This window comes from Ignavibacteria bacterium, from assembly GCA_025612375.1.
GTDB lineage: Bacteria > Bacteroidota > Ignavibacteria > Ignavibacteriales > SURF-24 > JAAXKN01.
On record JAAXKN010000004.1, the window covers coordinates 177,610 to 189,400 of the forward strand.

An 11,791-nucleotide genomic window follows, 5' to 3' on the forward strand; every position below is an offset into this window, starting at 1 on the left:
CTATCAGACAGATAATATATATTTCAGTTTCACTGAATAATCCTGCAACTGGAGGTAATTCCGGTATGTATTGGATAAGAAATTTCGATCTTAATTTAAGGAGTCTTTCATCGTAAGGATTTTCTGCTCCTAAAAGCGGAATTTCGATTATCCATTTACAGGAGACACCGAAATACCGAAAACGACTTGACTAAACTATTCTGCTTCAGCGGACCATTACCGGCATTATAACAAACAATGGCCCTTTTATAACTTTCTCCTCTCTTTAATTTCCAGTTAAATAGTTTATGCCTGAGATTTCCTAATTATTAAAGTATCCTAATTTTATTCAATATCAAGGATTATAAAAGGTGCTATTTTGTAATTGTAAAAGGTATGTTGCTGCTGGGTGGAAAGTTTGATTTTTAACAGGGGTTTACCCTTGAAAGCAGATAACAGGCCAGCAAAATTGGAATCTGATTTGCGGGACTAAAAAAAGGAGGCAGGATGTGGTAATTAAACCATATCCTGCCCATGCGGCACTATACCCTGATCATTTTAATAGCTTTCCTCGCTTAAGAGTACTTTGCCTTTGAATACTTTGTAAATAAAGGCAGTGTATGCTATTACTGCCGGCATTCCTATCAAGGCAATAATTAACATGACCGTTAAGGTTGCCGGTGTGGATGATGAATTATATATGGTTAAGCTATATGCCAGGTTTGTTCCTGAAGGGACAAGTCTGGGGAACAGGCTTATTGCCATCAGTCCTATCATTGATGCTATAATAACTGAAGAGGATATGATAGCAATTTTCAGTTTGCCCGCCTTAAGCGCAACCGGGAAGTATACAAATGCTGATAGGAGAAGGACAAATACGATATAGAATAACGGATTCCTTAACAGCCCTTCAAACAGGAAAGGGGATATAATAATTGAGCTCAATGTTGCAACGACATATAAAGATATGAGTGCAATCCATGAGGCTGATGCAGCGGCTTCGGCTCTTTTCTTCTGGCTGCCCGCAGATTTCATTGCCAGATAAACCGATCCCTGCATAATGAACATTGCCATGCTTAAGAGACCAATAAGGATTGAGTACGGGTTGAGCAGCCCCGGAAATGTTCCGGTAAATAATCCCTTTTCATTTATCGGGAGGCCTCTTAAGATGTTGCCGATTGCAACGCCGAAAAGAATTGAGGGAAGAAGGCTGCCAATACCGAATGCATAGTCCCAGAATCTGCGCCAGCCCGAGTCTTCCACTTTAGAGCGGAATTCCATCGATATGGCGCGTAAGATGAGTGCCAGAAGAAGAAGCATAAGTGCAATATAGTAACCGCTGAATACGGTGGCATAGACTGCAGGGAATGCCGCAAATAATGCCCCTCCGCCGGTAAGCAGCCACACTTCGTTGCCGTCCCATACGGGACCTATGGCATTAAGGCTGATCCTTTTTTCTGTCTCGTCTTTTGTAAAAAGGTGAAGAATGCCTACTCCGAGATCGAAGCCGTCTAAGATGGCATAGCCCATAATAAGCACGCCTACAAGAATAAACCAGATTGTATTTAAGTCCATCTTTATGCCTCCTCTAATTCTAATTTTACGGGTGCCCCTTTCTTAAGTTCCTCCGGTCCGTGTTTTACTTCTTTTGCCAGCAGGAATATGTACAACCCCAGAAGCGACAGATAAATAATTCCGAACATTATAATTGAGAATAATATTTCACCCGCGCTGACGGTTATTGATGCAGCAAAGCTGGTTCTTAAAAGCTTATAGACGATCCATGGCTGGCGCCCTATTTCGGCAGCCATCCATCCCACCTGGCAAGCCAGGACAGGAACGGGTATAGACCACAGTAAGATTTTAAGGAGCTTCTTGTTTTCCCAGAGCGTATTCTTCCGCATTGAAATAAACGCCCAGGCAAGCACAAGTATCATGAACATTCCTAGGCCGACCATGGTGTGGAAAGAAACAAACGTCATTACAAGAGGGGGAATTTCATCTTTAGGAAACTCATTTATTCCTCTTACCTTTGCGTTCACGTCACCGAAGGCCATATAGCTCAGGAGCTTGGGGACTTCTATTTTTGCATGCAGAGCCGGAGGCGGAGCCGAAGGAATCGCAAAAAGCACAACCGGAGCTCCTGTCTGTGTGGTATAGAGCCCTTCGATTGCGGCAAATTTTTCAGGCTGGGTGCGTGCTACCTGCTGTGCGTGCACATGCCCGAAAGGGAATACTTCCATTACGGATACAATAAGTCCGAAGATTACTGCGACCTTCATGGCCGATTTTGCAACCTCAAGGTGCTGCTTCCTAAGAAGATAATATGCTGCTATGCCAGCGACAAAGAAGGCGCCGCACATTAAAGCAGCATCTACCGTATGGAAGTATCTTGGAAGAGTTGATTCGTTGAATACAGCGTCAAAAAATGAAGTCAGTTCGGCGCGGTTATTATTGATGCGGTAGCCCGCCGGAGTCTGCTGCCATGAATTTGCTGCAATTATCCAGAAAGCCGACAAAGTTGCTCCAAATGCTACCATGAGGGCTGAGAACCAGTGTACCCCCTTTGAAACACGGTTTCTGCCGAAAAGATAAAGGCCGAGAAAGCCCGATTCGAGGAAGAAAGCAAACACGCCTTCGGCAGCAAGCGGAGCGCCAAAGATATCCCCCACAAACTTTGAGTATTCGGCCCAGTTGGTGCCGAACTGAAATTCCATTACAATACCTGTTGCCACTCCCACTGCAAATGTAAGAGCCAGAAGCTTGCCGAAAAACTTACCTGCTTTTTGATAGATCTCACTTTTCTTCTTCCAGCCTAAGCCTTCCATAATTACTACAAGCCAGGCAAGCCCGATTGAAACAGGCGGAAAAAGAAAATGAAATCCTGCTGTCATTGCAAATTGAACCCGTGCCAGAAAAACAGCATCCATTATTTCCTCCCGGAGTTTTTAAGTTTTTGTTAGAGCACAGTTTATTTTATCTATTGAGTCCTCATCAAATGCATAGTCGGAGATCCTTGCTTTCTTAAATTCGTCCAGAAGTTTCTTTTCCTGAATGGCAAGAAAGCCATGGACTTTGCAGACTGCAGGAAATGAGCATACATCTTTTGATGCCAGGCAGTCGTTAAGTGCCGCCTTAAAGTTCATTGCCTGCATTACATCATAAAAGGTTATTGCCTCAGCTGCCCGGGCAAGTGACACACCCCCATAGAGCCCCTGCGTGGTTTTAATAATGCCGCCAAGCTTAAGCGTGTGAACTATTCTTGCTGCATATGACTTGGAGACGTGAAGCCTTTCAGACAATTCTGAGACTGAAAGCTGGCTTTTGGATGTTAATCCTGCCAGAAAAACCGTTATTCTTAAAGCGTAGTCGCATTCTCTTGTTATAAAACTCTGCATATATTACTTCTTGGATTATATATTACCTGGGAGGTAATATATAATAAAAAGACAAACGTGTCAAGTTTAAGACGCAATGTCCTGTTTTATTTTGCAAATTTTTTACCCTGGAAGTTTTACACTTATAAAGTGTTTGATATTTTACGTCGGGGGAAGGTCATGTGAGATGTAATTGGGCTTGCTTTAATTACTCAAAACTATATTGACAAAATTAATAAGATTATCTACTTTCACTATGGAATCTTTCCTTTTCAATTCTAATTGACTGAACATTCCACAGGAGCGATAAAATGAAAGCTTTGTATCTTTTTTGTATTCTTCCGGTTCTGGCGGTTAATGCATCAGCTCAAAACAAAATAACTCAGGAAGAAAAAGCAGTCAGACGTGAATGGGCTGAAAAACTGCGGAAGAATATTCCGGAAGATGCTCAGCAGAAAGACATTGAAAAATTTTACTCGTCATTACCCAAAAGTACTTTGGATTCACTTCTCCAGTTTGAACTGAATACGGCGGATACTAGTCCTAAAATTGTTCCGAACAACCCAAAACATACGCCTTACCGGGTAATCCCAATTCCACCATACCAGGGGAAAGAAAAAATTATACCGATTCCGTTAAATGATCCTGACACCAGGATTACTGAGGTAAGGAAATAAGCTTAGTCTTGGTTTTTCTGTTTTCATATAAAGCTGCAACAGCAAACATATATAGAAGGAGATGTATGAAATAGTTTTACTCTCTTAGTCAATATTCTTTCTTGAAAATCAGGGAGTATAAGATGAAAACTAATGTCTCCATGCCTTCCTTCAGGTCCATTTTTGAAAAATGCTCAACTTTTGTCACTTATTTCTTTCTGTTACTTTTTACTTTATTTTGCCTGCCTGTGCACGCGCAGGTTAATCTCTCGGCAAATCATTCTGGTCAAATACCGGATACTCTTATCATTAAAATGACAAAGATAAAAGGGTATGGACCCTTCCCATTAAGTTTTGGAATGCTGCAGAATATGGACCCGTCAAATATCTGGATAAGAAGTAAACCGGAAATAAAAGGAATCCCGGAGAACCTGCGAAACTTGATGTCCGGGACATTTGAAGTTGACTTTCTGCAGTACACATATCAAAGCTATTACGCCGGAAAAATTTCTGAAAGCTTGTTTGCCTCATGCAAGAACTCCTGGCATTGGGAACCTGACCCAGCAGAGTTCACAAAGCAGGAAATAAAAGGATCGATAGCTGTTGCTGCAGGATACGATGAGAATAACAGGCTCAGGATATTTGTTGACAAAAATAACAATTATGATTTAAATGACGATGGATACTTTATTTTGCCGGATATAAAAGAAGGGCAGAATATATTTAGCAGGTATAATGATTCTTTGCTAATTGAAGCGGCATATGAATATTATGATGGACGCGATGTAAGGAAAAGTAAAGCATGGATGTATATTGATTACGGACCGGAGATGTTAATCCCAAATCTGAAAGATTCTTCGATCAAACTTTTAATTAACCATGCCGAGCATTACCTGGGCGGGTTTGTGCTTGATAACAAAAACTACTCTATTGCTCTTATGTCAGACGGCAGGCCTGTAGCAAGAGAACATTATAATATTCTCCTGGGGGAAAAGGGGAAAGGTTTTGCAGAAGGAAGTCCTGTTGATGAAAGGGGTACCGAAAAGGGAGGATTAATCAGGATTGGAGATTATTATTACAAATTCCTCGGGGCAAGTCTTGACGGAAGTAAAGTCATTCTTGCAAGAGAAAATGTTCTCGACAGCACAGAAGGCAACCAGGTGGGGTTAAAGGCCCTAAAATTTACCGGACAAACAATCGACGGCCTAAAGATAAATTTAAGTGAGTTGAAGGGAAAATATGTTTTACTTGATTTCTGGGGGACCTGGTGCAAGCCGTGCAGGGAGGAAATAAAGAGCTTAAAAGAAATTTACGAAACCTGCAAAAATAAAAATTTCCTCATGCTGGGCATAGCTAATGATGACGTTAAGACATTAAAAAGCTTCGTGGAGAAACAGGATCTCGCATGGCCGCAGATAGCACAGGATCAGGATAAAAGTATACTAAAGCTGTATAATGTACTTGGATATCCAACCACCTACCTGATTGATCCTGAGGGGCGCATAGTTGCCAAAAACCTGCGGGGTCCTGATCTGATAAGAAAGCTGAAAAGCATTTTCACTGATTAAATACGACTGAAAAAATTAATTTGAAACTTTAAGGAGGTCGCTTTTATGTTTCATGCTCTTCAAAACCAGTTAAGAAAACCTTCAGGGCTATTCGGCGCTGTTGTTGCAAAAATGATGGAAAGGCGTAACAGGAAGTTTTATAGTAAAACCATTTCTTCACTGGGGGTTAATGACGGTGACAGGATATTTGAAATTGGCTATGGTCCAGGCTACGGTATTGAACTTCTTGCCCGGAATTACGACTGCATAATTGGCGGAATTGATTTTTCCGACCTAATGTATAAAAAAGCAGCTGAGAGGAATAAGAAAAATATAGACTCAGGTAAAGTTAATCTGAGATATGGCGACCTGTTGGATTTGGATACGGGAAGCGAAAAATATGATAAGGCTTTCTGTATTAATGTAATATATTTCTGGAATGATTTGAACAAAGCATTCCAGAAAGTAAATTCGCCTCTCAATGAAAACGGCATATACTTCATCTATATGGCCACAGCCGACGAACTGAAACGGCTTGGGTTTGAAAAGGAATTTGTAAAATATTCCGTTGAACAGGTTGAGGCAGCACTCCGTCAGACGGGGTTTACTAAAGTTGAATACAAAAATGACGATGGTTATTACATAAAAGCCTGGAAGTGCTGACCTGATTTTTTAATGGGTCCAGATTCTATTTTGATGCTTTAAATAGTCATAGATTTGATTAAATTAGGAGCGCTAAAATAAGTTTTGTGCCTAAACCGAAAAAAGGGAACTTCCAATGTCCTATTACCGGAAAGTATCAGTTTTAATAATTTTTGCAATGTGTTTTATTGCCGGATGCAAAGGAAAATCATCTACTGAAAATGAGACTACAGACAACCAGGTAAAGAAAAGTCCAAAAAGGGGCATAGCATATAATCTGACAGATGCCAAAGATCTGGATACTCTTTCAAATTATCTCAGCTGGTGGTATAACTGGGGCTTAATTACCAGTGCTCCTGCAGATTACTACAAAAACTATAATATGGAATATATTCCAATGCTATGGGGAGGTAATACAAGCAGCAACGACAAGGCGCTGATAAAGTCTTTTATATTGTCTCATCCCGAGATCAAATATTTACTCGTCATGAATGAGCCCAATTTAGTGGACCAGGCAAACAGAACTCCTGAGCAGGCGGCTTCAGACTGGTATCAATATGAGCAGGTTGTTTCGGACCTGGCAAGTCAGGGGAGAACGGTTTATCTGGTTGGGCCTCAGATGAACTGGGGAACCATGACCGATTATGCTGATCCTGTTACATGGCTTGATGCTTTTTATAAAGCCTATAAAGCCGGCAGCGGCGGCCGTGAACCGAAGATAGATTACCTGGCATTTCACTGGTACGACTACGGCTTAAGCACACAGCTTGACAGGCTGAAGAAGTACGGTAAGAAAATCTGGATTACAGAAATGGCCAACTGGAATAAAAACATTGACTCTTATGAAAAACAGATGGCACAGATGACGGAAATGGTCCAAATCTGCGAATCGCGGGAGGATGTTTTCCGTTATGCATGGTTTATTGGACGTGGCAGCGGGACGGATAACCATTATACGCGGCTGTTTACAAATAACCCGGGTGAGTTATCCGCTCTGGGCAAGTATTATATAAGCCTTCCATTTAATAAATAAGTGTAAATTAAAAAGCCTCAAAAACGGCGGAAGCCCGCCATTTTGAGGCTTGAAATATAAGCCCTGCTGAGAGCAAAGGATTCTGATGTCAAACACAATAATAGTAGTAACAAAATGACACTCGGGTCTTGAACATCGGCAGCATTTCCTGCATAACCTTCCGGATATTCCTTACAAGCTAAGTAACTCTCTAACGAGTAAATATTCCTTTTCAATCATTTCCTTTGCCGGTTCAATTAAAGCCTTCCAGTTGTTTTCAACTCTCGCATTTATCCATTTGCAGCCATCTTCATAGCTTAGATTTCTTATTGAAAAAACGAAGTATAGCCAGTAGGTAATTGCACATGACAGAGTTTAGCCGGCGTTCTCCGGGAGATAAAAAAAGCCGGATGGAGATACCCATCCGGCTTTCATTTTTATGCCTTAATTGTTCATTCTGTACTTATTAAAATAGCTCTCTGCTGTCTATATAATAATATATCTTGTAAGGACCGGCATCAGGCATTGGAGTTATTTCCGGGCCAGAGTTAAAAGATACATTTCCATTTGAAATGGTAACATCAGCTTCATGTTTTCCTTTATAATCTGCCGATAAATGATACGAGCTGTTATCCTCCAGATAAAGCCCTGCGCCTCCCTGAACAAGAGTAACAGAACCGTAACTGATCCCATTTTTCGTGATGTTTACAGGAATCTGGTCCGGATTGACATGCTGGTTAAGGTCTCCAGGCTTCCTTGCTCAAGGTTCATCCCGGAGTTGTAGCCCGGGAATGTAAAATTGCAAGTCTTGAGATTTTTTACGGCTGTTGCAAAGAAAATTTGGCATGCCCTGGCCAAAGCGCTTAGAATGGATGGGTCTGTTATTTTCGAAAAATCAAGGGTTACAGAAGCGCCCTCAAGAAATGCGACGGAAGACTTGTGCATAAAACTGGCAGAGGCACCTGTGCCAACTCTTGCCTTTCCCAGTGAGTGCGGATTTCCATTTGCATCAACAAAATAAAATTCACCCTCGTCTCCTGCCTGAAAGGAAGTGCCGGTAGAAGGATTAGTTGTACTGCCTAGTGGCAATGTAATCTGTGCGTTAGTACTGCCAAGTGAGGCTGCCGTCCTGCCATTCTGGTCAGAAACCTCAACTGCGAATGACATCGCAGATCTCATGGAGCTGTTGTTAAGCGTAACATTGTGCGAAGGCAGCAGGCTTACAGCCCGCTGGCTATACGTAGTGACTGAAACATTTATCTGGCCTGTGAGCGGGTTGCCGCTTGCATCCTTCAGGACTGATCCTGTAGGAATTGTTACCTGTGTCCAGGATGGGGTACTTACTGTGACCGGAGTTAGAACTGCGCCTGTGGTGGAGTTGGTGGTCCCGCCCGTAGTTGTACTAACCTGTTCAACTCCCGCATCTTTAAGAGCAGTCTTTTTTATCATCTTTACATATATGCTCTGGCTTCCGGTACTATTTAAAATAACCGGACAATCCTCGTCCAGGTAATCATTATTATTTGCTCTGCACTGCAATACCAGTCTAACCGGGCTTGATTCAGAAATCACGGTTCCATCTTTAATTGAAAAAGCGAAACTGCCGTCGGTTGTTGAGCGCATAGTAATCTTGTTGTTTACTTCATCTATGACCTTTGCCGAATCAGGACCTGCAAACTTTACCGTAATTGGCGAACTGATATTCAGCCCGTCGGGATCACTTATATTGACTACAACAGTTGTCTGTCTGGCTATAGTATTTGCAATTACCATTAATCCTTCGGTGGGATTCTTAATGTCACAGCTTGTAGTTAGGAGTGATGAAACAGTAAGAGCAAAGATTGCGGATGCGATATATATACATTTTTTCATTTTCTTTTTTCTCCTATTTAGAACTTATATGCAATGCCGAGTGAAATAACAGGATAGAACTGGAACCATTTTATATTATCCTCTACAAGAGCCTCCTGCTCTGGTGATGCTGATGGGGAAAGAAGCCCTTCCGCAATTAAATCAACCTTAGGCTTCCCCTGGTAATAGACTCCAATGTCGAATGTCAATCCAAGGGGTGATTCACCTCCGGTTACATTACCTATTCCAATTCCAAGGTACGGGTCAATCTTGTTGAATGAGATTTTCACATCCATGTTGCCCAGGTTATCTTTATTGTATACATCTCCTCCGATTATCCTTGTAATCTGCGGTATGGCTGTTACCTGCGGCTGGTTATTGTTAATGCTGAAACCGGCTGACAATCTGAATGAAGAAGATTCAAAAGGCATGTAGTCAACAAGTGCTGTAAAGGAGTTTAGCTTGAGTTTTGCATCGAGCGAATACCGCTTGAATATCTCCTATTTTAAGTCTGATAACCTAAGGAGGAGAAGTCCCTGATTTACTGCAGAGGACTTCTCTCTTTTTAAACGTTATTCTATCTGTTCCCAACTACGCTGGGGAGTTTTGGACAGTGAGGCCTGTAGCCATAGAATAAGCCTCTGCCGCCTCCTGAATAGGAGTTAAAGCATCATGCAATGTGTTATATGAACCCTCAGACAGTAATTCGTCCGCAATCTTTTTAATAAGCAGTAGTGCCGCCTTCGTCACAGATGCGCCCAGGCTAAGTCGGGCAACACCCAGGTCCTCCAGTTCTGCAACTGTAGGAGGAAGAGAGGGCGCATTGGTCGGGTTGGCAAGAATATTTATAGGGGCCGCAATTTCCTTAACCAAAGTAGAAATGTCTTCTCTTGACCAAATGCCGGGAACGAATATGCAGTCTGCCCCCGCCTCCCGGTATTTGTTGCCGCGTTCTATGGCATGCTTTAACCGGCCTGCGGGTGCTCCCGAAGAAGTAAGAAAAACATCAGTCCTTGCGTTAATAACAAGATGAAACCCCAGATTGTCCGATAGACTTCTGATTGCCTGCAGTCTTTCACAGAACTCCGGGATTTCTACTAATTCAGGACTGAGATTACGACTGTCTTCTATGTTTATTCCTACTATTCCGGTGGCAATAATTTTATCTATGCAGGATAAAATTTCATCCGGATTATTTCCATAGCCGCCTTCAATATCTGCCGTGACCGGGATTTTTACCCTGCTTGCTATTTTCGCAAGGGTGTCCAACATTTCGCCGAATGGGATCTTCTGACAGTCGGGGTATCCTAAAGATGCCGAAATACCCATGCTGGTTGTAGCAACAGCCTTAAAGCCCATAGCTTCCACCAGTTTTGAGCTTCCGGGGTCCCATGAGTTAAGCAGTACAAGAATTTCCTTCTGAGTATGAAGTTTTAAGAATGTTTCGGCCTTTGCTTTTTGATCCTGAGAAACCATGTATGTCCTCCTTCTATTATTAAAGGGAATATAATAAAATTCCAACAGGCAGTCGTGGCAGAACAAAAGATACTCGAAGGAGGCACAGGTGGTTATGAAGTAAGCTTCAGTATCCTGGTTGGATGGCTTAGCTTAAAGTCTTTGCTCTCTCTGGCCTTGGATGGATTCAGGATCTTGGCGAGTCTTCCCTTATAGCCCCTTGTATAGCTTCTTACCCTTGCATCAAATTGGACTCTGTCACCTTCTTTAAGATTTAACTTCTCAAAACCTCTTGTTAAATTGAACCAAAGGTGATCTGTTATAAACTTTCCGGAGCTGTCGTGAATTTTCTTAAGTAAAACCGTTTCTTCTGTCCCCTTGTAGCCATTTTTTACACCAAAGCGGACAAATTCTGCAAAGAAAGTCTGGCGTTCACCGTCAATGGCTCCTAATCTGTCTCTCATATAATTTCAGCTTCCTGAAGTTTATTTGATTTATTAAATAAAATACTACTTTCCCGGAACTACGTCTATGCGAATTTAGCTAAAATTTACGTAAGGCCGAAGCACTTCTTTTCAGGCAGCTGACTGATGGTTCGGGAGGAAAAGTTCTTGTACAAAGTGAAAACGGTTATCCCTATACTAACCGGAAAAGGAGCAGGTATATGTATATTCCAGAGTGCAGAGTATAGCTATTGAGCCAATAGCCGCACGTACCTTCTACGCGGTAATATCAGGTTAAATAGACTTGTTTTTATTTAAAAACCTGGATACTATCGGGTATGTAACACGATAGGTGAGATAAAAATGGAAAATATAAAAACAAAAAGTAAAAAGATTAAGGACATACTATTATATGCCTTAATTACAATGTTTTTATTCCCCGTGGGGAGTATACTAATAATTAATGATCTATTTTCACAGGAAAATCCCCAGGTTGGGGGAACAAGTTGGGTGGCTCCTGAGAGTGCCAATAAACTAATAAATCCTCTTAAAGGTAATACTAAAGCAATTAAAGAAGGGAAGTCTTTGTTTACTACCTACTGTGTGAGTTGTCACGGCAATAAGGGTGAAGGTAACGGGGTTGCAGCTGCTTCGCTGACACCCAAGCCCAAAAACTTAACTGCCAAACAGGTTCAGGATCAGACCGATGGAGCTATATATTGGAAAATAACAACTGGAAAGCCTCCAATGATTTCCTGGCAGTCTACTCTGTCTGATAAACAACGCTGGTCGTTAGTAAATTATATTCGTGAGTTAGGGAAAAAATAAG

General features: G+C 41.8%; 12 protein-coding genes. 5 read left to right on the forward strand and 7 right to left on the reverse strand.

What is annotated here, in order from left to right; all coding sequences use genetic code 11:
- Positions 1-537: 537 nt before the first annotated feature.
- Genes cydB through HF312_04905 form a run of 3 tightly spaced genes read right to left on the reverse strand, consistent with a single transcriptional unit; the run spans position 538 to position 3,377 of the window.
- Positions 538-1,554 (reverse strand): cytochrome d ubiquinol oxidase subunit II, encoded by a 1,017-nt coding sequence (gene cydB, locus HF312_04895; protein ID MCU7519531.1) that lies wholly within the window; start codon positions 1,552-1,554, stop codon positions 538-540.
- Positions 1,555-1,556: 2 nt separating this feature from the next.
- Entirely contained in the window at positions 1,557-2,909 is a 1,353-nt protein-coding gene (locus HF312_04900; protein MCU7519532.1) for a cytochrome ubiquinol oxidase subunit I, read from the reverse strand.
- A gap of 18 nt (positions 2,910-2,927) precedes the next feature.
- Complete coding sequence (locus HF312_04905) at positions 2,928-3,377, reverse strand: Rrf2 family transcriptional regulator (protein ID MCU7519533.1); 450 nt, start codon at positions 3,375-3,377, stop codon at positions 2,928-2,930.
- A gap of 290 nt (positions 3,378-3,667) precedes the next feature.
- Here HF312_04905 and HF312_04910 point away from each other — a divergent pair, with 290 nt between their 5' ends.
- The 4 genes from HF312_04910 (at position 3,668) to HF312_04925 (ending at position 7,234) form a co-directional block, all read left to right on the forward strand.
- Positions 3,668-4,033 carry a hypothetical protein gene (locus HF312_04910; protein ID MCU7519534.1) on the forward strand — a complete coding sequence of 122 codons (366 nt, stop codon included), beginning with the start codon at positions 3,668-3,670 and terminating at the stop codon, positions 4,031-4,033.
- A 293-nt stretch (positions 4,034-4,326) separates the two neighbouring features.
- The gene (locus HF312_04915; GenBank protein ID MCU7519535.1) at positions 4,327-5,580 is read left to right on the forward strand and encodes a TlpA family protein disulfide reductase; all 1,254 of its coding nucleotides are present in this window, start codon (positions 4,327-4,329) and stop codon (positions 5,578-5,580) included.
- A gap of 45 nt (positions 5,581-5,625) precedes the next feature.
- Positions 5,626-6,222 carry a class I SAM-dependent methyltransferase gene (locus HF312_04920; protein MCU7519536.1) on the forward strand — a complete coding sequence of 199 codons (597 nt, stop codon included), beginning with the start codon at positions 5,626-5,628 and terminating at the stop codon, positions 6,220-6,222.
- 157 nt (positions 6,223-6,379) lie between these two features.
- The gene (locus HF312_04925) at positions 6,380-7,234 is read left to right on the forward strand and encodes a hypothetical protein (protein ID MCU7519537.1); all 855 of its coding nucleotides are present in this window, start codon (positions 6,380-6,382) and stop codon (positions 7,232-7,234) included.
- A 684-nt stretch (positions 7,235-7,918) separates the two neighbouring features.
- Here HF312_04925 and HF312_04930 read toward each other — a convergent pair.
- The 4 genes from HF312_04930 to HF312_04945 all read right to left on the reverse strand — a co-directional run bounded on the left by HF312_04930 (position 7,919) and on the right by HF312_04945 (position 10,983).
- A complete protein-coding gene (locus HF312_04930; protein MCU7519538.1) occupies positions 7,919-9,085 on the reverse strand; it encodes a hypothetical protein in 1,167 nt (388 codons plus the stop codon).
- Between the two features lie 17 nt (positions 9,086-9,102).
- The gene (locus HF312_04935; protein ID MCU7519539.1) at positions 9,103-9,495 is read right to left on the reverse strand and encodes a hypothetical protein; all 393 of its coding nucleotides are present in this window, start codon (positions 9,493-9,495) and stop codon (positions 9,103-9,105) included.
- Positions 9,496-9,655: 160 nt separating this feature from the next.
- The gene (locus tag HF312_04940) at positions 9,656-10,540 is read right to left on the reverse strand and encodes an isocitrate lyase/phosphoenolpyruvate mutase family protein (protein MCU7519540.1); all 885 of its coding nucleotides are present in this window, start codon (positions 10,538-10,540) and stop codon (positions 9,656-9,658) included.
- 92 nt (positions 10,541-10,632) lie between these two features.
- Positions 10,633-10,983, reverse strand: coding sequence for a hypothetical protein (locus tag HF312_04945; GenBank protein ID MCU7519541.1), 351 nt, complete (start codon positions 10,981-10,983; stop codon positions 10,633-10,635).
- A gap of 342 nt (positions 10,984-11,325) precedes the next feature.
- Here HF312_04945 and HF312_04950 point away from each other — a divergent pair, with 342 nt between their 5' ends.
- A complete protein-coding gene (locus HF312_04950; GenBank protein ID MCU7519542.1) occupies positions 11,326-11,790 on the forward strand; it encodes a cytochrome c in 465 nt (154 codons plus the stop codon).
- Position 11,791: the final 1 nt, after the last annotated feature.